Source organism: Wolbachia endosymbiont (group B) of Pammene fasciana, from assembly GCF_947251495.1.
Taxonomy (GTDB): domain Bacteria; phylum Pseudomonadota; class Alphaproteobacteria; order Rickettsiales; family Anaplasmataceae; genus Wolbachia.
Window position 1 is genome coordinate 529,925 of the sequence record NZ_OX366360.1, and the last position, 23,051, is coordinate 552,975.

Annotated in this window: 17 protein-coding genes; 5 read left to right on the forward strand and 12 right to left on the reverse strand. The window is 34.2% G+C overall.

Going from position 1 to position 23,051, the window contains the following annotated elements; translation table 11 throughout:
• Window positions 1-256 precede the first annotated feature (256 nt).
• A complete protein-coding gene (locus OPR29_RS02385; RefSeq protein WP_213863789.1) occupies window positions 257-1,213 on the forward strand; it encodes an IS5 family transposase in 957 nt (318 codons plus the stop codon).
• A gap of 426 nt (window positions 1,214-1,639) precedes the next feature.
• Here the strand turns inward: OPR29_RS02385 and OPR29_RS02390 are convergent, their stop codons facing one another.
• The 6 genes from OPR29_RS02390 to OPR29_RS02415 form a co-directional block, all read right to left on the reverse strand.
• Window positions 1,640-2,584, reverse strand: a complete 945-nt coding sequence (locus tag OPR29_RS02390; protein ID WP_265025390.1) for an IS5 family transposase — start codon at window positions 2,582-2,584, stop codon at window positions 1,640-1,642.
• Between the two features lie 258 nt (window positions 2,585-2,842).
• Entirely contained in the window at window positions 2,843-3,523 is a 681-nt protein-coding gene (gene pyrF, locus OPR29_RS02395) for an orotidine-5'-phosphate decarboxylase (protein WP_265025396.1), read from the reverse strand.
• A 43-nt stretch (window positions 3,524-3,566) separates the two neighbouring features.
• Window positions 3,567-4,733 carry a hypothetical protein gene (locus OPR29_RS02400; RefSeq protein ID WP_265025397.1) on the reverse strand — a complete coding sequence of 389 codons (1,167 nt, stop codon included), beginning with the start codon at window positions 4,731-4,733 and terminating at the stop codon, window positions 3,567-3,569.
• 137 nt (window positions 4,734-4,870) lie between these two features.
• On the reverse strand, window positions 4,871-5,860 hold the full coding sequence (locus OPR29_RS02405; protein ID WP_265025398.1) for a coiled-coil domain-containing protein: 990 nt from the start codon (window positions 5,858-5,860) through the stop codon (window positions 4,871-4,873).
• A 57-nt stretch (window positions 5,861-5,917) separates the two neighbouring features.
• Window positions 5,918-6,982, reverse strand: coding sequence for a hypothetical protein (locus tag OPR29_RS02410; protein ID WP_265025399.1), 1,065 nt, complete (start codon window positions 6,980-6,982; stop codon window positions 5,918-5,920).
• 41 nt (window positions 6,983-7,023) lie between these two features.
• Window positions 7,024-9,597 (reverse strand): valine--tRNA ligase, encoded by a 2,574-nt coding sequence (locus OPR29_RS02415; RefSeq protein WP_265025400.1) that lies wholly within the window; start codon window positions 9,595-9,597, stop codon window positions 7,024-7,026.
• A 157-nt stretch (window positions 9,598-9,754) separates the two neighbouring features.
• Between OPR29_RS02415 and OPR29_RS02420 the strand changes: the two genes are divergently transcribed.
• Window positions 9,755-10,258 carry a hypothetical protein gene (locus OPR29_RS02420; RefSeq protein WP_007302751.1) on the forward strand — a complete coding sequence of 168 codons (504 nt, stop codon included), beginning with the start codon at window positions 9,755-9,757 and terminating at the stop codon, window positions 10,256-10,258.
• 117 nt (window positions 10,259-10,375) lie between these two features.
• Here OPR29_RS02420 and OPR29_RS02425 read toward each other — a convergent pair whose 3' ends face one another.
• Window positions 10,376-11,668: a cbb3-type cytochrome c oxidase subunit I gene (locus tag OPR29_RS02425; protein ID WP_007302752.1), complete on the reverse strand. Its 1,293-nt coding sequence runs from the start codon at window positions 11,666-11,668 to the stop codon at window positions 10,376-10,378.
• A 315-nt stretch (window positions 11,669-11,983) separates the two neighbouring features.
• On the opposite strand from OPR29_RS02425, the gene OPR29_RS02435 reads away from it, so the two are divergent.
• Genes OPR29_RS02435 through OPR29_RS02445 form a run of 3 tightly spaced genes read left to right on the forward strand, consistent with a single transcriptional unit; the run spans window position 11,984 to window position 15,388 of the window.
• Window positions 11,984-13,093, forward strand: a complete 1,110-nt coding sequence (locus OPR29_RS02435) for an outer membrane protein assembly factor BamB family protein (protein WP_265025401.1) — start codon at window positions 11,984-11,986, stop codon at window positions 13,091-13,093.
• Entirely contained in the window at window positions 13,086-14,465 is a 1,380-nt protein-coding gene (lpdA, locus tag OPR29_RS02440; protein WP_265025402.1) for a dihydrolipoyl dehydrogenase, read from the forward strand. Before OPR29_RS02435 ends, lpdA begins: the two co-directional genes overlap by 8 nt.
• A 2-nt stretch (window positions 14,466-14,467) precedes the next feature.
• The gene (locus tag OPR29_RS02445; RefSeq protein WP_010401376.1) at window positions 14,468-15,388 is read left to right on the forward strand and encodes a tyrosine-type recombinase/integrase; all 921 of its coding nucleotides are present in this window, start codon (window positions 14,468-14,470) and stop codon (window positions 15,386-15,388) included.
• 588 nt (window positions 15,389-15,976) lie between these two features.
• On the opposite strand, the gene OPR29_RS02450 is transcribed toward OPR29_RS02445, so the two are convergent.
• From OPR29_RS02450 to gatB, 5 genes are all read right to left on the reverse strand, one after another.
• Window positions 15,977-16,933: an IS5 family transposase gene (locus OPR29_RS02450; protein ID WP_213863789.1), complete on the reverse strand. Its 957-nt coding sequence runs from the start codon at window positions 16,931-16,933 to the stop codon at window positions 15,977-15,979.
• A gap of 235 nt (window positions 16,934-17,168) precedes the next feature.
• Window positions 17,169-19,298 carry an ankyrin repeat domain-containing protein gene (locus tag OPR29_RS02455; RefSeq protein ID WP_265025403.1) on the reverse strand — a complete coding sequence of 710 codons (2,130 nt, stop codon included), beginning with the start codon at window positions 19,296-19,298 and terminating at the stop codon, window positions 17,169-17,171.
• A complete protein-coding gene (locus tag OPR29_RS02460) occupies window positions 19,295-20,308 on the reverse strand; it encodes an IS110 family RNA-guided transposase (RefSeq protein WP_226079700.1) in 1,014 nt (337 codons plus the stop codon). Before OPR29_RS02460 ends, OPR29_RS02455 begins: the two co-directional genes overlap by 4 nt.
• Before the next feature lie 132 nt (window positions 20,309-20,440).
• Window positions 20,441-21,394, reverse strand: coding sequence for a hypothetical protein (locus OPR29_RS02465; RefSeq protein WP_265025404.1), 954 nt, complete (start codon window positions 21,392-21,394; stop codon window positions 20,441-20,443).
• Window positions 21,395-21,526: 132 nt separating this feature from the next.
• Entirely contained in the window at window positions 21,527-22,951 is a 1,425-nt protein-coding gene (gene gatB, locus OPR29_RS02470; protein ID WP_265025405.1) for an Asp-tRNA(Asn)/Glu-tRNA(Gln) amidotransferase subunit GatB, read from the reverse strand.
• Window positions 22,952-23,051 lie beyond the last annotated feature (100 nt).

Here is a 23,051-nt window from a genome sequence, read left to right on the forward strand (position 1 = left end):
TGCATTCAGAAAAAAGACCGGTGAATGGCAGCTTAGTATAACTCAAACGCTTGTTTACAATATGGATCCCAGTGCTGGGATGGCGCCCTCATGGTAAACAACGTTCATACAACTGTATACGTATAATGCTCGTGCCTGCCATTCACCGGTCTTTTTTCTGGATGCCAGCAGGCTTTGTTGCACCACTCAAGGAAAGAACAGGCAGTTACTGATGGAATTTGTTATAAAATAGATATTTAGCCGACAAAGGAAAAATATGCCAATAAGAATGAAAGTCAGTAACTGCAATGAATATAACAAATTTCTTCAAGAAAGGGGAAATGTTTTTCATTATATCAACGATGCCATTGAAAATTGGTACGAAAATAGTCCAAAAGTAGCAGGTGGCAACAATGTCTACAGCGACAAAGTAGTGATTCTAATTCACATAATAACCTATCTATTCAGGATTGGTCTTAGGCAAACAGTGGGATTTATAGAGAAATATCTTGAGCAAATAGGGAAAATTTTGCAAATTATCAGCTATTCGCAGGCTTCAAGAAGGTTTAAAAAGCTTAATATCAAAATCAACGACTGCAGAGTTGATAAGAACGATATGGAAGATATTGAAATTGCTATAGATAGTACAGGTATCAGCATCTACAATAATATTCCAGGCCATAGTAAGGCAAATGGTACAGATAGAAAGTATCGCCGCTATGAGCAAACAAGAAAGCTACATGTAATGCTAGAGATAGGTAGTAAAAAAGTTATAGCTGCAAAATACAGTAGTGGAGTTTATTCCGACCACTATGGAGCCTGTGATCTTATTGAAAGAGTGGATACCAAGTATAACATAAGCACGATATATGCAGATAGGGCATATAATCGAAAGAAGTTATACAAACTGTGCGATGAGCTTGACATAAAGACAAGGATTCCTCCGCAAAATAATGCAGTAGAGCATCCAAAGTTGGATTATATGAATGAGAGAAATTCTACAATCAAGCTCATAAAGTCATATGATGAAGATGGTATGAAGAGGTGGAAAAAAGAGATAAATTATTGGAAGAGATCTTATATAGAAAGTTTTTTCTCGCGACTGAAGCAAATATTTGGATTTAGTTTTAGGAATAAATCTGAGATTAATCGTGAGAAGGAACTGCTACTCAAGTGTTATTTGCTTAACAAATTTACTGAAATAGGCATGGCTAAGTTTGATATAGCTTCATGAATTTATTATACATTACCCACTATCCGAAGAGCTGTGCAACAAAGCCATTCCAGCATTGGCTTCATGGTAGATACAAATAAACGTAAGCTACTTGGTAACGAGAGAAAAATGATACTGATTACTTGTTGAAGTAAAAAAAGCAGTGTAGTATTACACCACCCTAAATATTATACTTAATTGTCAGTACTATACAGCATCCATTTTTTTGTGTCAAGCATTTTTTTTCGCTGCGTATCTGTTCAGAAGAATGTGCAAATAAAGTACGTAGCTGTACAAATTTGCCAAAACAATAAATGGTATCCTGTGCTGGGATCCATTTTTCTATCATCACCAGAAACGTTGATTACTTTTATACCTGTAAATTTAACTGGATCCCAGTGGGCTTTGTTGCACAGCTCTTCGGATAGTGGGTAATGTATAATAAATTCATGAAGCTATATCAAACTTAGCCATGCCTATTTCAGTAAATTTGTTAAGCAAATAACACTTGAGTAGCAGTTCCTTCTCACGATTAATCTCAGATTTATTCCTAAAACTAAATCCAAATATTTGCTTCAGTCGCGAGAAAAAACTTTCTATATAAGATCTCTTCCAATAATTTATCTCTTTTTTCCACCTCTTCATACCATCTTCATCATATGACTTTATGAGCTTGATTGTAGAATTTCTCTCATTCATATAATCCAACTTTGGATGCTCTACTGCATTATTTTGCGGAGGAATCCTTGTCTTTATGTCAAGCTCATCGCACAGTTTGTATAACTTCTTTCGATTATATGCCCTATCTGCATATATCGTGCTTATGTTATACTTGGTATCCACTCTTTCAATAAGATCACAGGCTCCATAGTGGTCGGAATAAACTCCACTACTGTATTTTGCAGCTATAACTTTTTTACTACCTATCTCTAGCATTACATGTAGCTTTCTTGTTTGCTCATAGCGGCGATACTTTCTATCTGTACCATTTGCCTTACTATGGCCTGGAATATTATTGTAGATGCTGATACCTGTACTATCTATAGCAATTTCAATATCTTCCATATCGTTCTTATCAACTCTGCAGTCGTTGATTTTGATATTAAGCTTTTTAAACCTTCTTGAAGCCTGCGAATAGCTGATAATTTGCAAAATTTTCCCTATTTGCTCAAGATATTTCTCTATAAATCCCACTGTTTGCCTAAGACCAATCCTGAATAGATAGGTTATTATGTGAATTAGAATCACTACTTTGTCGCTGTAGACATTGTTGCCACCTGCTACTTTTGGACTATTTTCGTACCAATTTTCAATGGCATCGTTGATATAATGAAAAACATTTCCCCTTTCTTGAAGAAATTTGTTATATTCATTGCAGTTACTGACTTTCATTCTTATTGGCGTATTTTTCCTTTGTCGGCTAAATATCTATTTTATAACAAATTCCATCAGTAACTGCCTGTTCTTTCCTTGAGTGGTGCAACAAAGCCCGCTGGAATCCAGAAAAAAAAGAAAAATGGTCAAGCACTAGGATGACACCCATTTAGTTATCTTTTCTCGTCTACCTTGTTTTGCCACCCTGCTGAACGGATACATACCGTTTGTTGCTTTTATTCTATGGTACCTTATCTACCTTGCCGCTCTCCTGCTTCAATCAGTAAGGGATTTCAATATTAATTCTGCACTACTTGCGGGATTGCCGCTTTTTGTAATTGGTCTGCCAATTACGATATAATCAGCTCCTGAATTTATTGCTTCTTTTGGTGTTGCTGTCCTTTTTTGATCATCATGACCTCGATTCATACGGATTCCTGGAGTAATAATTTTAAAGTCTTTACCACATCCTTGGCGCACTTCTTGAGCTTCTAGTGCAGAGCAAACTATTCCATGCAGTCCAATCTTTTTTGCAAGCTTTGCCAGCAAAATTACCTGTGATTTTGTTTCTCTTGCCACTCCGAGTTCACTAAGATCTTCATTGCCCATACTAGTTAGTACTGTTACTCCAATTAGCTTTATTTTCTTTCCTTGCACTATACTTAGTGCTTCTTTAAGCATTTTTGTTCCACCACTGATATGCAATGTTAGCATTTCAACATCTAGAGCTTTTATTGCTTCAACTGTTCTAGCTACAGTGTTTGGAATATCATACAATTTTAGATCTAAAAAAATTGGTACATTGCATTTTGCAACTTCTCTCACTCCAGAAGGACCATGTGCAGCAAAAAATTCTAACCCAAGTTTTACCATGCCAACCTTATCACGCAGAGCATTAGCTAAAGATATAGCTTCATTCAAATCTTGTGTATCCAGTGCGCATATTATTGGGTTCATTATCTTGTATAATTTTTTTTATAATAAGAGTAATTGTTGCATTTTACAATCCATATTCAGGGATTGGTCCACTTGCAATGCTTTGTACAGACACTGAACACGATAATCTGGTCGGAGTGGGTGAACGACTGGCATATCCAAGATCTTCCTGTAAAGAATCAGACGTTTCCTCCGATGTTTTGGAACCTTTCATTGGCTTGAATTGCACAAGCTGCCCTAATATAAATTTTATTTTCTGAGTCTCCCCTAATATTATTTTTTTGCTATAACCTTTAATTGTTTCATTTTCTCTTATCGATTCTTCTATCTTATCTATCACATATTGAAGTTGTTTTATTTGACTGTCTCGCTCTAAAAGTGAATTTCTTAAATTTTTCACTTCGTTATTACAATCTTGTCTTATTCTGTCTAACTCAAAAGATTGATTTTTAATTAAACCGTCTGCTTTATCTAGCTCTTCAAATTTCCTTTTTAACTCTTGAGATAAGTTTTTATTTTTCTGATCAATTTCTTTAAATTTACATTGTAATTCATCTAATTTCACACAAAGTTCTTCTTTTCTTTTATGTAATTCTTCTTTTTTCATATATAGTATATGTTTCTCTTTACGTAATTTATCTATTTCCTTAGATAACTCCTCTTTTTCTTTGAATAATTTCTCTACTTCCTTATATAATTCCTCATATTTATCATTGTCTATTTTTCTTTTCAATTCGATTATAAGTTTTTTCCTCTCAGTTAGATTAGCTTCTTTTTCCTGTAACTGTTTACACAAATATGAGATTTTATGGAGTAGTTCTTTTTCTTGTGCAGCAAGCTCATCTTTCTCCTTCGTTACTTTTTCTAATTCGTCTGTTATTCCAATTATATGGATCATTTTTGCTTCTAATTTCTCCTCCAAAGATTTTTTTTCTTTAAGAAAAGATTTCCTCTCAGCTTCTATTTTTTGACCAAATTTTCTTCCTTCCTCGTATAAATTGTGCTTTTCTTGAGTCAACTCACGCTCTTTGTGAGCAAATTCCTTTCCCACTTTCCTAGTGTCAATAATTATTTTATACAAAATCATAAAAGCCAAAACAGATAATACAGCTAAAGCGAGAATTAAAGAACTAGGTACATTAATAAGCGCTAAAGATGTAAGTAATGTAAGAGTAGCCAGAGAACTAGCTATAAAATAAAATGTATTATATTTATTAAGTAAATTGCTCATCACCCATATACAAAACTTCAGCAGTCTTGTATATATTGATTAAAATTATCTTACCTGTAGAGGAGAACACTTATCACAATTGTACCAGTGATAAACTTTAGTTGATATGCTAACTAAACTCAAAATACAAGGTGGCATCAGACGGGAGTAGAACATCTAGGAGTAGAACATCTACTAGAATATCCAAAATCTTCTGAATATGAAGCTTCATCCAGCTCTTTATTTGGTAGTGCTGATAAATCTCCATTACTTATATCTGAAGGAGCAGGGCTATCATTAGTTTGTACAGATATTTCTTCAATTACTCCTTTTATTTCTTGATCACTGACTCCAACATTCTTGATTAATTCCTCCAATCTATTCAAAATCTCTAATACAGTTTCCTGCGATATAATCACTTTATCTCCTTCTCTTACATTCTCTTTGAACAAATATATCATGTTTTTTGCCAAATCTTGTGCTAAGCTCACACGATTCTGATGAACTAATGAAGATTGATCATTCAAATCTGAAATTTCTTCTTTTATAGAATGCTTCTCAAATAGTAACTCTTTGTACTTTTCATGTTGAATTTGACTTTCTTCCTCCAGATTGATGCTATAATTTTCCAACTCTTCACTGTTTTTTCTTTCTTTATTAAGAATTTTTTCTAACTCTTTAATCCTACTGAAATATTTAGTTTCTTTCTCTTCCGATTGCTTACTTAGTTCTTCTAAATCTACAGTTAGTTTAATCACTTCTTGAGTTTTTTCATTTAACTTTTCTTGTAATCGTCTTTTTTCTTCTTCTAAATCCGATGATTTAAGTATTAAATCATAAGTTTCAGAACTTTCTTTTTGCAACTGCGCTTCTAACTCTGCTATTTTTTTCTCTTTCTTTTCTAAACATGTCATCAATTCTGTTACTTTTTTAGATTCTAATTCATGTGATTGACTTTCTAATCTCTGGATTTGATTATATTTATCATCTAATTCTTTTTTAGTATCATTCAATTCTTGTTCTAACCTTCTATTTTTATTCACTAATTCATCCAGTTTAAGATATGATCGCTTTCTTTGATCAGTTAGTTTTTCTATTTTGACAACTAGAACTTTAGCATATTCTTCCAAGCGTTGCTTTTCTTGCACTAATTCAGCTTTTTCTTTACTTAACTTTTGTATCTCTCTTTGTGCTTTCCTTAACTTCTATTCTAACTCTTCCTTCTCTACTCTTCTCTTTTCAAATTCACTCTCTACCGAATCACTTAGCTGCTTGAGTTTTTGTGTTACTTCAGCCAAAACTTCATCTTTTTCCCTTACCTTTCCATTTAATTCCTCTACCTCTCTCATTTTTTGCTGTAATTGTTCTAATATAGTTTGATTATTTCCAGTTAATCTTGTATTTTCTTTTTCCAATTTATTAATTCTTTCGTTTAAGCTTTCATCTACAACTTGTGCAATTTTGTCTTGCATTTTAGTACTACCTATTTGAGCTTCTTTGATGCCACGCTCAATTTCTTGAGTTGTTTGAATGTTAATATTTCTATTACTATTTTCTATCACAATCTCAGATGATTTATGATTGCCTTTCTCCTTATTTCTAAATTTTATTTGATACAAGAATAAGTTACCTATTTTTACATTTTTATTTGCTTTCAATTGATCATCAGTAACACGATTACGCTCGATAAGTTCTATACCATTAGCATCAATATTAATTATAATAGTGCACTTTTTTCCGTCCTCATCACACCAATTCAGAGTCATTTCGTATGCACTATCAGTTACAACATAGTGCCTTATTCCTTCTTCAGAAACAAAACCGTGCATTCCATTTTTTCCATTGCTATGCAGAGTTGAAAACCCTGAAATTCCATTATCTTGACAGAAATTACTATTCAAAAACTCACTGACTTTGAATTTGTTTTTATTAGCTCCCAATTTAACTTCTGCACAACTACCATATATTGACACTGTTTCAACACCACTTTCAATATACCCATTCAATACTTTTTTAGCCTTATCTTGAAGCTCTAGTCTCGCCTCCTTTACATTATTGAAATCTTGGATAACGGCTTTATACACTTCATCTTCATTAAAATTGGCATTGTATTTTATTAAAAAAGATAATATGTGAAGACTAGCTACAGCAGTGTGAATTGATTTATTCTTTTCTTTTATCTTACCGAGCAAAAACAAAAACCTTTGAATGAAGTCATGATAATCATCTTTTTGCTCTTCAATTTTATTATTATATGAATTACCAATCATTATTACCTCACAACTAAATAATTAGTATAGTAATACGAATGCTAAGTTACATCAATCAATAAACTTACAGTAAATTTTCCATTCTCAGTTATAAGCTCTGCTTCTGTACCCTCAACCCATTCTATCACTTCAGCATTGCAAACTGACTGCAAATCATGCTGAGCAGAATAATTTAACTCATCCTCTTTTACACTCGCTTTTATCATCAACTTTTGTATAAGATGCTTAACTGATACGTTATTATCTGCTTTTATTTTTCTCACAAGGTTTAATATCTGCACGAAATTATCTCCCATTTCCTCAGAATACTTATCATAGGTAAGTTCTTCCTTGTTAGGCCAATTACTTTTATTGTGAACGGAGTTATAACTATGCAACTGATGATATATTTCCTCTGTAATGTATGGCAAAAATGGTGCAAATAACCGCAAAATAATATTGAGTACATATGCCAAACTCTGTTTCGCACTCATGTTTGCCTCGCTGTCCAATGCATCTCCATATGCACGTTTTTTAACTAACTCTAAGTAATTATCACAAAAATCTTTCCAAAAAAATTCTTCTATTGCGCTCAAAGCTTCGCAGTATTCAAACTGTAATAGGTTGTTCGTCGTTTTTTCTATCATTTTATATAATTTTGACAATATCCACTTATCCATCGTCTCACTGATGGAATTTATGCTCAATGCTTGATGTTTTTCCATAAACATGGAAACAAATTTGCTAGCATTCCAAAGTTTCGTAACAAGTCGTTTGCCAATTTTGAAGATATTTTCAGAGTAGACTGTGTCAACTCCAAGTCTTGAGTTTGCTGCCCAATAGCGTACTACGTCAGCTCCATAGGTTTCAAGCATTACATGAGGAGTGATGATATTACCTTTTGATTTACTCATCTTTTTTTTATCATCAGCCAAACACCAACCACTAATCATGATATTTTTCCACGGCAGTGAATCTGCATGATAATGTGCCTTCAAAATCGTATAAAAAGCCCAAGTTCTTATTATCTCATGGCTTTGGCTGCGCAGATCTGCAGGAAATATCTTATCATACCGATGGCTTGGTAAACCGAGCTCACTGTTTACTGCCAGTGCACTTAATTGAGGAGTGATCGCACTTGTTGCCCAAGTATCCATCACATCTTGATCTGGAGTAACTTCTTCTTTAATATACCCTTTCGGCAAATCTTTGAGTGGATCTACAGGTAAATCCTTTACTTCAGCTAGAATGATTTTGCCTTCTTCTCCCTTACGTTTTGAATACCAAACTGGAAATGGTACACCAAAATAACGCTGTCTTGAGATGCACCAATCCCAACTTAGCCCTTCTATCCACACCTCTATACGTTTACGCATAGATTCTGGATGCCAATTACATTTACTCACTTTATCTAATACTTGAGTTTTTTGCTCTAAAGTCTTGACAAACCATTGATAAGTAGGTAATATTTCAAGCGGCGCACCAGATCTTTCAGCACATTTAACAGAATGAGAAATGCTAGTGCTTTCTATTAAAAGGCCCTTTTCAGTTAGGATTTCAATAATTCTCTTTCTTGCTTCTTTAACTCTTAGGCCATTTACTTCATCGTAGATTCCAGCGTCACGCGCTGGAGCGTGTGTCTCCTCTAATGGCTGGATTCCAGTGTCAAGCACTGGAATGTCACTCCCCTTTGTCATCCCAGTGCCTTGACACTGGGATCTATTATTACCATACACTGAATCTAGACTTATCCTACCATCCTGATCGATAATAATTTTCATCGGCAGACCATGCTTTTGCTGCCAATATATGTCGAGCTCATCACCAAACGTACAGCACATAACAAGCCCAGTACCTTTATCTATTTTAACTTTATCATCAGCTATTATTGGAACTTTTGCTCCTGTTATTGGCACTACGGCTATTTTTCCAATCAGCTGAGTGTAGCGTGCATCTTCTGGATGGCAAAAAACTGCAACACATGCTGGAAGCAACTCAGGCCGTGTAGTTGCAATCTTAATCTGCTCATTTTCTTCAGTGGAAAAAACTATCGTGTTCAAAAATGACTCAAAGACTTTATCCTCTATTTCTGCTTGTGCAATTGCAGTTTTATCGACTGGGTCCCAAAGAATAGGTTGCATTTTTTTGTATGCATACTCTTTATTATATAGATCAATGAATGACATTTGAGAAAGTGCCACAGCTTCTTTACTAATTGTGTGATACTCTAAATTCCAGTCATAACTAATACCGACTGATTTAAACAATTCCTTGAATTCCTGCTTTGACTTCTCAATAACTTCATGGCACATCTCTATAAATTCTTCTCTGCCAACTTCTTTTGCACGGGTTTTATAGGTCTGCTCAACTAACCTTTCAGTGGGAAGCCCATTATCATCAAACCCAATTGGATAAAATACATCTTTCCCCAGCATACGTTGAAACCTTGCAATAAAGTCCGTATGGCAATAGCTAAATATATGACCAATATGCAACTTTCCAGATATCGTTGGTGGAGGCGTATCTATAGTGAAAGTATTATCCTTTTCACCATTCCATTTATAAACTTTACTCCCTTCCCATAATATGTTGTATTTGTCTTCAATTTCCCTAAAGCTATACTTTTCTTCTAACATAAATATTTCTCAGTTTTAAGCTTTAAGTTATCACAATTGAGCAAATACAGCAATTTTAATGTCTGCCATTTAATTTAGCCTTGTTATGATACAAATTTTTCTTGATCTTATAATTTTTAATGTATTACATAATAAATTTTTAGTATTGAGGTTTATTATGCTTAACTTTCATAACTTAAAAGAGCTTATAGATATTCTAAGTAATCCATACTATGTGCCTCACCCAGCAAAAGTAGACTTAGTAGAATTGCTTGAAGACGTGCTGGAATTAAAAGATAAAAAAAGCCCAGAAGAGGCAATAACTACATTGAAAGATAAAATAAGAAATGAACTCAAAAGTGAAATGTCGAATGAACTGAAACAAAAAATAAATACTCAAATCCAGCAGTTACAGCAAGAAAAGAAAATATTAGAAACCAAAAATGAAGCAAATAAACAACTAAAAGAAAAAGCAACATATATCGCTACTGCTAGTACTGGTCTTGCTGTTGGGTTAGTAGTGTATATTACACTTGAACATACAAATAAATTGGACATGTGGTTAATCGTTGTTATAGCAACAGTATCTGCATTCTTAGCTGGTGATTTAATAATGAAACCTAGCTCTCAAGTAAATGGAACACAAGAACCACAAGGAGTAGCAAATAAGAATTCAGTGTAGCTTGATATAGTTTTTTTCATTTCACTGCCTTTCCAAATTTGAAGCAGGTTGTTTGAGCCATAGTACAAAGTAAATATAGTAATTTTACACTAAAATTTTTAGTTTTGTTTCTGTGGGTTAGTTGGTACGAGCCTTGCCTTTAAGAAGATGTAAAATCACAATTATTACGAATAACATTCCACCAATAACTGATATAGCTCCACCCGTAATAAAACAAGCACGTGCCAACATTGATGAAATACTTGGCAGATCTGCAACTTTTCTTAAGGCACCATATCCACCAAGCCAAACAAGTCCAGTAATGTGGAGAAAATGTCCCAAGCTATATGCATAAATCTGTAATCTTACTATGGAGCTTTTTATTTCTTTACAGCCCAATTTTGGTAACAGCCAGTAGACAAAATTCATAAAAGCTATAGTAATACCAACTACAGAACCATGATAATGCGCAGGAATAGTGACATTTCCTTCAATAGTTAGCACTCCAAGCACACCTCCATAAATGAACAATACAAACGAGTGAAGAAGATAATTGCCCTTATCATTGAGCAGAGTTTTTATGTTGCAATACACTAATATTGTTAAAAAGCACGGCAGAACTGCTCCAGCAATTCTCATATGCCAGGTAAAAAACTGTATCAATTCAGCACTATCCGCCGAATAAATAAAGTATATAAACGGCGCACCTACGGTCAAAACTGTGTTTATAAATAGTGGTAAAATGGTAATTTTATTTAGACTAATATAGCGAGCATTCAGTATGATCAAATAAACTAAAAACATTGCTTGAGCAAAGGCAAACTGCAGTAAATGTCCGCCTCCCCAAAAGAGATATTCATAAAATAAATTCTTGTCTGAGTGATATAGACCTGGAGGCATATTTTTATGTGCTAAAACAACACAAAGAAATGATGACACAAGTATAATGACCAGGCCAATTTGTCCGATTGAAAGATATGAGTCTTGTTTATTTGATATGTAGGCTAGAGCTGTATTTATCAATATGCTGGTAATGAAAAGACTGAGTCCAAGTAAAAATAATTTGTTTTGTAATACAGGTATATAGTTACTTTTGATAACTTCAGTATTTGGAACAAATGCAGATATAAACATTAGCAGCATGGAAAGGATTGAGAGAATCCATGAGAAGTTAAACCAATGATTGGTGTTTTTTAAGTTTATGATGAAGAGCAGAGATATTATAGAGCACATCCATACCAAAATTGACAAATTTACGTGTATCACCAGTGCATTATCAAAGATATATTGTGCAGAAGGAATGAGAGAAGAAATAAAAGGCAATCGTAGAAAAATAACAATTATTGACAGCAGTCCAGAACAAGCAAGAGCAAGTACTGCCAAGAATATCCATTGCCTGCAAAGTGAAGCGTTATTTTGTATGTTGAGCATTTATTTTTAGGTACTATAGCATAAGATAGTATACATTTTTCAAATTGATATGAGTAGTTCAAATGAATGACATCACAACAATATCTTTCATCCTGAAAATGCTGCCTGTTTCATATTGGAGTAGTATTACTGACAGCATTAGTTTGAGCTATAGATATTTCTTTTAGTCCATACTTGATAAAAGTTATTACAGTAAGAGAATCTTTACATAATGGTATGACATTACGTTAATGCTTTTGATCCACAATTAAGAACATTTTCGTTGTGATTTACGTTTCTAGTATGTATATTAATGAATCTTGTTTTCACTAAATAATGAAAATAATAATTGTCATGATAATGTTATTGTATAGTAACTATACAATGGCAAGCGAACGAATAAGTTTAGTAGATAAAAAATTATCTCAAGGATATGTAGCTCCAATACTTACAGAAAATAGCGTTATTTTACCAGACAAGCACGGTACCTTATATTCCTTTGATATCGATAACCCAAGAGTTATAAATTGGAAATTATACCTCTCAAGTAGGAAAAAAATTGGTAATATGAGTTTATCGAGCTACAAAGAAAATGTTTTCTTTGTAGTGGATAACATTCTACACACAATAGATGCGAAAACAGGGGAGATTCAATGGGAAAAAGAATTAAGAGCTCCGGCAAGAGGGAAAGCAATAGTAATAAACAATAAGTTGGTAGCATTGACTATTGATAACTATCTAAATGTATTTGATATAAAAGATGGCAGCCCCATTTGGGCTTATCAAAATGGTATAAATGAGGTTCGAGGTTTATATTCCATCTCACCAGCAGTCTCTAATGATAAAATAATGGCACCATTTTCAAATGGAGAGTTAATAGCTTTTAATGAAGAAGGTAAAAAACTATGGAGCCAAAAATTAGCTACAAATCTTTTAGACACACAGCTTACAGATGTAACTACTACACCTAGAGTACACGATAATATCTTAATAGCTACGAGCAACTCTTATATTTATAGCATTGACGTAAACTCAGGAAATATTTTATGGTCAAGGCCACTACAAGTAAAAAGTATATCAAACATTGAGTCATATTATAGCCCTCTTATTCCTGCAGAGAAACAAAAAGAAGGCGGAAGAATTTTCATGGTGACTAAAGATAATAAGGTAATTGGCATCGACATACAAAGTGGAAAAACAGTTTGGACATCTGATTTTATAGAGAATGTGCAATTGTTTGTTCCAATTATGTATGCCCATACGCTTTGGGTAACAAGTAATAAAGGTTCAATATTTGTTTTTCCTGGATCTGAAAGTACAGGAAGGGTAATTAAAATACCTGGTAATGTGTTTCATGCTCCAGTATTTACCCATGGTAAGATGTATATAACGACTGAAGGAAATGGTGTTTATTCTTTAGAAAATAGGTTTGTTTTTTATGACTGATTATGATTTGATTATTATAGGTGGTGGTCCAGGTGGTTACAAATGCGCTATTGCTGCTGCAAAACTTGGACTCAAAGTTGCTTGTATAGACAAAAATAGCATTTTTGGTGGCACGTGTTTGCGAGTTGGGTGTATACCATCAAAAGCATTACTCCATTCCTCTTATCAGTATGCTAGCGCGAAAAATAATCTATCAAAACTTGGCATAAAAGTTAAGGATGTAAGTCTCGATTTGAAAGAAATGCTAGGCTATAAAGACGCTAGAGTTCAGGAACTTGGAAAAGGCATAGAATATCTGTTTAACCTTTACAAAATTACTAACATCAATGGACTTGGAAAAATTACTTCTTTTGATCAAGGCAATCTTGAAGTTTCAGTTGAAGGTAAGGTACTGAAGGCAAAAAATATAGTAATTGCAACTGGTTCTGATGTTAGTTCTCTACCAGGAATTGATATTGATGAGAAAAATATCATTTCATCAACTGGTGCATTGTCTTTAACTGAAGTACCAAAAAAACTTGTTGTAATTGGAGCTGGGGCAATAGGACTTGAAATGTCTTCTGTGTGGAATAGGCTGGGCTCTGAAGTTACTGTAGTAGAGTTTTTTGATAGAATCGCTGCAGCAATGGATGGCGAACTAAGTAAGTCTTTACTTTCTAGTCTACAAAAGCAGGGAATAAAATTTTTACTCAGCACCAAAGTTGAAGAGATAAAACAAAGTAATAACTCTTTGAGTGTGAAAGTTTGCTCTGTAAAAGATAATCAAACAAACTCTATAGAGGCGGATAAGGTATTGGTGGCAGCAGGACGCAAACCATGCTCTGAGGGTCTTGAAAAAATAGAAAAAGACAGTCGTGGCTTTATTAAAGTCAACAATAGTTATGAAACCAACGTAAAAGGAATATTTGCTATTGGTGATGTGATTGGTGGAGCAATGCTTGCTCACAAAGCTGAGGAAGAAGGGGTGGCAGTTGCAGAGATACTAGCAAGGCAATTGCCTCACGTTGATTATGAAATCATACCGTCAGTCATTTACACCCACCCTGCAGTTTCTTCAATCGGTAAAACTGAAGAAGAACTAAAAAGTGCTGGTCGAAAGTATAAAGTTGGTAAATGTCAATTTGCTGCAAACGGTAGAGCAAAAGTCACTGACGATGCTGAGGGATTCGTGAAAGTTCTGACTTGTAGCAAAGCAGATACAATACTCGGTGTACATATCATAGGAGCATACGCTGATACGCTAATCAATGAAGCAGCGGTTGCAATGGCATATGGTGCAGCAGCAGAGGATATATACAGAATTTGTCACTCTCATCCTGATATAAATGAAGCCTTTAGGGATGCGTGCATCGATGCTTTCTTTAAAAAGTAACTGTGGACCTCGGTTCAATCATTGAAAAATGGTATGATTGGCTAAAGTACAACAGGTCTTACTCACCAAACACTTTGGAGTCATACATGAGGGACCTCAAAGATCTTATAAGTTTCCTAAATACTCACATTGGTGAAGAAGTAAATGTTGGCTCTTTAGAAAAATTAAGCATACCTGAACTGAGAAGTTGGTTTACCTCTCGTTATGCAAGAGGTGTAAATGCGAGATCTAACACTCGCGCATTGTCAGTAATCAGAAATTTTTTCAAATATATAAAAAACAATTATGAAATAAATAATGAAGCGGTATTTTCTTTATCAAGGCCAATTCAGAGAAGAACTCTACCTAAAGCACTTTCAATATCTAACATAGAAACTCTATTGAAAGAAATGAAATTGCCTGATCTAGGCGAGCCTTGGGTGGTAAAAAGAGAAATTGCAATTGTCGTTCTGCTATATGGTACGGGCTTAAGAATCACTGAAGCACTGAATCTTAAGGTTAGTGATATTAGCAATGAAAGTTTAATAGTAACAGGTAAGGGAGATAAACAAAGGCAGGTATTTATTCTTCCAGTAGTAAAAAAGTGTATACAAAAATATATAAAAGCTTGTCCCCACTTTGACGAAGCGGGACATCTTTTTGTCGGGGTAAGAGGAAAAAAATTGGGAAGAACTTATGTTGCTAATCGTTTGCAAAAAATAAGAAGATTTTTAAACTTACCAGAAATTTTATCTCCACATGCATTTCGCCATAGTTTTGCTACTCATTTGCTTCAGGAAGATATTGACATAAGATCAATACAACAGCTGCTTGGCCACTCAAGCCTTGAAACTACTCAAGTTTACACTCACCTAAATTATCAAGATGTCTTCAATATGTATAAAAACTTTCAGAAGAGTTTGAATAAAAAATCGAAATCTTAACTTCGTCTTAAATCGATAATATTGCCGAACTGAGTGCTTGCAACATCATTCAGTACTATACTTGCTTTATATAAGCAATAGTGACCAGCAGAGAAGAAAGCAAAAACGTTTTGCAAAAGGTTATGAATGAAAGAGAATAGACAGCAGAATTTAAATTAGAAGCTATGTAAAGAAACAAGTCAAGCAAATAGCAAAAGAGCTAGGCTCTGTGTACAAAATGTTAGCAGGTCAAATTAATTGAGGACGGGGATTTGCGACTAAAGTTCATGCACTTGTTGACGTACTGGGAAACCCATTCAAATTTATTTTGACCTCAGGCTAGAGGAACAAAATTACTCAGTTGACTAAAAATGTCTCTAGCTACACTATATGGCTTCTTTAAAATTTTGTTTACAGAGCCTAGAAAGAAAGCTGAGGAAAAGTAGAGGTTACCTTTACATATGAACTACATCTCAACCTGATATTGTCGTTCCTAATATGTTGGATTTCTTGCATAACTCGAATTCAAAAGTTGATGTCATTCCAGCGCGTGACACTGGAATGGCTTTGTTGCACAGCTCTTCGGATAGTGGGTAATGTATAATAAATTCATGAAGCTATATCAAACTTAGCCATGCCTATTTCAGTAAATTTGTTAAGCAAATAACACTTGAGTAGCAGTTCCTTCTCACGATTAATCTCAGATTTATTCCTAAAACTAAATCCAAATATTTGCTTCAGTCGCGAGAAAAAACTTTCTATATAAGATCTCTTCCAATAATTTATCTCTTTTTTCCACCTCTTCATACCATCTTCATCATATGACTTTATGAGCTTGATTGTAGAATTTCTCTCATTCATATAATCCAACTTTGGATGCTCTACTGCATTATTTTGCGGAGGAATCCTTGTCTTTATGTCAAGCTCATCGCACAGTTTGTATAACTTCTTTCGATTATATGCCCTATCTGCATATATCGTGCTTATGTTATACTTGGTATCCACTCTTTCAATAAGATCACAGGCTCCATAGTGGTCGGAATAAACTCCACTACTGTATTTTGCAGCTATAACTTTTTTACTACCTATCTCTAGCATTACATGTAGCTTTCTTGTTTGCTCATAGCGGCGATACTTTCTATCTGTACCATTTGCCTTACTATGGCCTGGAATATTATTGTAGATGCTGATACCTGTACTATCTATAGCAATTTCAATATCTTCCATATCGTTCTTATCAACTCTGCAGTCGTTGATTTTGATATTAAGCTTTTTAAACCTTCTTGAAGCCTGCGAATAGCTGATAATTTGCAAAATTTTCCCTATTTGCTCAAGATATTTCTCTATAAATCCCACTGTTTGCCTAAGACCAATCCTGAATAGATAGGTTATTATGTGAATTAGAATCACTACTTTGTCGCTGTAGACATTGTTGCCACCTGCTACTTTTGGACTATTTTCGTACCAATTTTCAATGGCATCGTTGATATAATGAAAAACATTTCCCCTTTCTTGAAGAAATTTGTTATATTCATTGCAGTTACTGACTTTCATTCTTATTGGCATATTTTTCCTTTGTCGGCTAAATATCTATTTTATAACAAATTCCATCAGTAACTGCCTGTTCTTTCCTTGAGTGGTGCAACAAAGCCCACTGGAATCCAGATATTGGGTTCCAGCTGGGATGACACCTGTTTATGCAAGAAATCTATTGAAAATTGAGTTAAACTAAAAATTCAGTTTGACACACTTTTGTTAAACATTTTTGGGACGTTAAAATAAACAGATAAATAATTTTCTCTTAAGCTACTTCAACACTTTCATCATGGGTTAAAAGCAACTCCACAAGCTCTTGATTATCAGTTACATAATCCAATGCTGTCTTTCCCTCATTATTTTTAGCGTTAACGTCAGCACCTTGTTCTACAAAATATCTTACCACATCAACTTTTTCCCTGATAGCAGCCCAATGCAATGGAGTATCACCATATCCGTTTTTGATATTAATATCAATTCCTTTATCAATCAGGTACTTTATTGCATCTAGTTTTGCAAACCTGATAGCCTCATGTAACATAGTTTTGCCATTGCTGTACTTAGCACTAACATCAATACCCATACCTTTTTCTTTTATAAGGTATTCTGCTATATCAAAACTTTCACTTTCAACAGCCCAGTACAACACAGTCCAGCCATAATTATCTTTAATACCAACACTAGCACCCTTATTTACAAGATATTTTACCATGTCTAACTCTCCACTCTTAGCAGCCCAGTACAATGGCGTTTGGTAAAAACAGTCCCTAGCGTCAATATTAGCACCTTCATTGATCAGGTGTTTTGCTATGTCCAATTCCCCATTCCCAGCAGCTAAATGCAATGGAGCAATATCACAACCATTTTTAGCATTAACGATACCACTAAGCTTATTTTGATGTTTTCTCTTTATATATGCTAATAAGTTTTTAATAGCTTTATAATCACCATTTTCAACAAGCAAATGTAAATTAGTATCTTTGTAAAAATCATCAATCAACTTACCATGTTTACTCGCATATCCCCAAATAAATGCAACATGAATTTTATTATCTTTTGCTACATCACCAATGTTCACCAAATTTAGAGCTTTCCTAAGAACTTCTTCCTCTCTACCTTTCTCTTGCAATTTTAATCTTGTTACTTTCTGTACTGGACTATGGATATTTACTATCCCTTCCCTTAACTTAATCATTGAATATCGATTAAGTAGTTCAACAGCATTCCACAGCTTTTCTTTATCATCCGCTATTGACTTTGAAAAAATTTCTTTTATACGAATATCATCAGGAGCAAGATAGGCCATTATTTCAAAAATGTTTAATGCTTCAAAGCCATATTCCTTGCATATATATGTCATCGTGACATTCCAAGTTGTCAAAACTGTTTTAGTATAACGATCTTCATTTTCATAAATTCCTTTCTTAAGCAATTCTCCTGCATTTTGTTGATACTCTTTTAAGTAATCACTTATTTTAAACCTCTTATCACCTCTTAATCTCGATTCCTCATTTCGATCTTGGATATATACAACTGCTTGTCCTAAAGCTAATGGAAAATATTGTAATTCTCTTGTTCGCTCTTCTATTTCCCTATCCTGTAAATTATTCTCTATGTTCAAAGCTTTTCTAACAAATTCTAAAGCTTCTACTTCACCAAACTTATCTAATTGTATTACTTTTATATCACTTTCTCCTCTCACATTCCACTTACAGTCACGAGAAGTAATTAAAATGTAAGGTTTTTTATGTCTAGGGTGTAAAGATGAAGGTAAAAATCTTTTAATGTTTTCATATCCCTCAGCATTATCAAAAATGAATAGGCTTTTTCCTTTCCTTCTTGCAAAGAAAGCATATATTTCTCTAACAATATTTTCTATCGTCTTGTCCCTTTCGTACCTATCTTTGGTAGAAATGCCTAATCTATCATCCTTAACTAACCCCAAGAAAGAATTTTTCATAGTTTCAACGCTTTCAGCATTTATCCAGATAACGTTAGCATAATAATCCTTTCCATATGTGTAAGCATATTGCCTAGCGAATTCACTCTTACCTATCCCCCCAAGACCACTAATAGTAGCAACCTGAGATATAATTGCTGGCCTGACCGTACTCCTTTGTAGTGCATCATGTAAGGCTTTTAATTCACTATTTCTTCCAGTAAAAAATGCAACTGGCTCTATTATTTTAAACCAAATAGGCTCCTCTACCCGCTTGTTATCCTGTGTCGTTACAGCCACATATATTTTATGTAGTGTTTTACTATCCTTGTGTTGTTGTTCTATTACTTTATCAATTCTTTCATTATTTTCTTTTACTCCTTGTTCTATCTTACCTAAAGTACTAGCCCATAGCTCCACTTCTCGAAAAAGCTCTTCTCCTATGATTGTTGTCAACTATAAATTTCATATTTTGTAAAATCTTTGAAAACCCAGTTGTTTTTAAGAGTATAGAAAATGGTTGTTAGAAACTTCCTAGCAGTTGCAGTAATAGCCTTAGCAGCACCACGCTTTTTTTTCACATGTTCATAAAAGCTTCTCAAATAAGGGCTATAACGTATAGCAATCCAAGTACACTGTACTAAAGAAGTACGACCTATTTTCGGTCCACGTTTGGTAATCTTTCCAATTGTACATTGTTGATTAGATTGAGAAACTCGTGGTACAATTCCAAAATAAGCTGTCAGTTTTTCTGGATTACTAAAATTATTAATATCACCAATTGTTGCAACAAAGACAGCTGCAGAAATTGCACCAATGCCTTTAATACTGATGAGATTATTAAATCCAGGGAGCTGTTTGGCAAAAGCTATCATTTCCTTTTCAAGTTTTTTGAGACTTTCTCGAATAACTTCCAGGTTACTGCTAATTACTTCAATCTCAACCTTTTCCAAGTAACTCCAATCACGTTTACCTAGAGAGCGTTCAAATCCCGTTTTGGTTGTCAGTACTTCCTTTTTAATCTTTATTCCGTGGTAATTGAAAAGTCCATGCATTTTATTGATTAAAGATACCCGTGATTTTACTAACTGATCTCTTGTTTTAAGAAGAGAAGCTAACTGTTGGCATTGTTTGCTCTTGCATTTTGCTTCAGGCAACATATCTTTGCTGAGAAAAAAAGCAATAGCTCTTGCATCATGTTTATCTGTTTTATTTACAGAACGACGAATAACTTCAAATTGCAAGGGAGCAACCACAACAACACGCTTAACGCAGGGTGACACTTCATCATAAAAGAAACAGCTATTCCCTGTTGCTTCAAAAGCTACTTCATCTGTTTCTCGAAGATCTTTAATAAATTTATCTAAATCCTGTAAGCGAAATGTTTTAATATGCTCTGGTTTTTCCTGTTCTAAATAACAAACAGTAAAACTATTAGTATGTAAATCAACACCTATATAACGCATAAATTTTCCCTCTTATTGAATACTCCAATATATCAGAGTAGAATATTACCGGTTGGTCCATTCTCCTATACGCGGTTACTAAATTTTATAGGCCGCATGATGGTTTTCGGTGGCAGGGGCGATTAATCTCCCTCACGAGGTCTTTTTCCTGTATACTGCAAAAAGCAGAAAGGGCCTCACAAAAACTTTCAACCTGCCACCTATCCACTCTGAGAAGTTATTATACCTTCTCATGCTTCCAACCAAGCAATAACAATTCATATCATCTCCCTCTTTGTGCGAAAAAGGACGCGCTTTTATATCTTTTACCCAGTCTGATATTTTTTTTAGAAGATTATTACAAAAGATTTGATTGTCACCAATATAGTCGAACTTTTTGTTCAACCTACTACTCAACTTACCTAGCAATAATTTTCTTAGCTGAGCTTCATGGGGTAAGTTAACGACGAACACCAGTTCATTTAAAAAGTCCTCTATCTCTTTATTGCTGACTTCCTTGCCTATCTCACGCTTTATAAAATCCATATTTTGTTTCAAGTATTGAGCAACACTACCATCTGAATCACTAATTCTATATTTTGCACTATCACCTATATCCAGAAACTCATCTTTTGTGTCTATTCTTACAAATGAAAGTTCTTTTCCTTTATTTTCTCCACTTAACATTGCTCTTAGATTTCTTACTTCGTGTTGTATTGAATATGGTGAATCAAGATCCATATTCGTAGCAAAAAGAAAATGCTTTGTTCCACCACTAAACTTTGCATTATTTTTGATCTTTAAATAAGCAATAAAGTATTTCAACAAATTAAACTCACCACTCTTTGTTAATAAGCTACCTACACTGATTTTTTCAGTTCCATCTTGTTTGTGTTTGACTTGCACAAACCTATGTATTGTTGTTTTATTTTGCTTACATTGGAGAACAACATCATCAAAGCCTGCAGCTGACTTCAATTCTGTAACTAGGCGGAAAGGACATTTTTTATCCATCACACGCATGAGAAATAATATGAGCCACAACTCTTGATAGTCAATACCATGGCGAGAGCATTTTGACCCCCAAACAGGATGATCTTCAAGCATCCTCAACCTCACATAATTTTAAAAATAGTACCAACAAATGGTAAAAAAGTTATATGTTATGATATACAGATATCGTAGCGTAAATCTGAGAATATCTACGAGATGTGCTGTTATGTAAATAAAAAAATGTGACTAATTACTTAATTTTTCATTTAAAATTGAATTCACGACATCAGGGCTGGCTTTTCCCTTGGTGAGTTTCATAATTTCGCCAACAAAGAATCCGTATAATCTTGTTTTACCGCTTTTGTATTCTTGAACTTTATCTTGGTTGCTATTGATGATTGTGTCGATAACTTCTGCTATTTGACCTCTATCGGTTATTTGTTTTAGGTCCTGCTCTTCTATGATGAGAGATGCCGGTTTGCCAGTTTCAAACATAATATCAAAAACTTGCTTGCCGAGCTTAGCAGAGATCGTTCCATCAACGATAAAGTCAAGGAGCTCGGATAAAGCATCTGCTTTAATTGGAGAGCTAACAATATCAATATTTGTTTTATTTAAACGACCGAAAAGCTCGACGGTTAACCAGGTAACTGCAATCTTTGAATCATGCTTTTTTGCTAATTTTTCAAAATAATCGGCAATTTCTTTATCAGAAGTGATAACGTCTGCATCATATTCATTGATACCTAATTCCTCTATGTATCGAAGTTTTTTTTGATCTGGCAACTCGGGTAAAGATGATTTAATAGAATCAATTTTGTCTTGGCTTATTTCAACAGGTAGCAAATCAGGTTCAGGGAAATATCTATAGTCACTTGAATCTTCTTTGCTTCTCATCACTTTTGTTTTTCCTAAAGTGACATCAAACAATAAGGTATCTTGACTTATTTCTCCTCCGCTTTCCAAAATTTTGATCTGCCTTTGTGCTTCATAATCTATAGCTTGTACAATATAACGTATTGAATTTAAGTTTTTTATTTCACAACGAGTGCCAAATGTGCTACTACCCTTTGGGCGAACAGAAACATTTGCATCACAGCGAAGTGACCCCTTTTCCATATCACCATCACATGAACCGATGTAACGCAAAATCTGCCTCAATTTTTTCATGAATTCTGCAGCTTCTGCAGATGAACGAAGATCTGGCTCTGAAACAATTTCCATTAAAGCAACACCTGCACGATTTAAATCTATGTAAGTTTTGCTTTCTTCATGAATACTCTTTCCTGCATCTTGCTCTAAGTGAATTCTTGCGATTCTTATTTCTTTTTCATTATTATTGATAAAAACTTTGCCATTTTTAACTATTGGCTCAAAGAACTGGGTTATTTGATAACCTTGTGGTAAATCGGGATAAAAATAATTTTTCCGGTCAAAGTAAGAGCATTTATTAATTTCTGCAGAAATTGCAAGTCCGGTGCATATTGCTTGCTCTATGCAGCTATAATTTAATACTGGTAGTGTACCTGGCATTGCTGCATCAACTAGAGAAACTTGAGTATTGTGCTCAGTGCCAAATTCCGTTAGTGAACTAGAAAATAGCTTTGTCTTAGAAGAAACCTGAGCGTGTACCTCAAGTCCAATTACTGTCTCCCAGTTTTCTTTTGTCATGTATTTTATTCAATTAATAACTTTATATTCTGCAAACTAGCACAAAAAGTCAAATAAAACTCATTTAACCTATGATCCAAGAGCGGTGTATATCAATAAT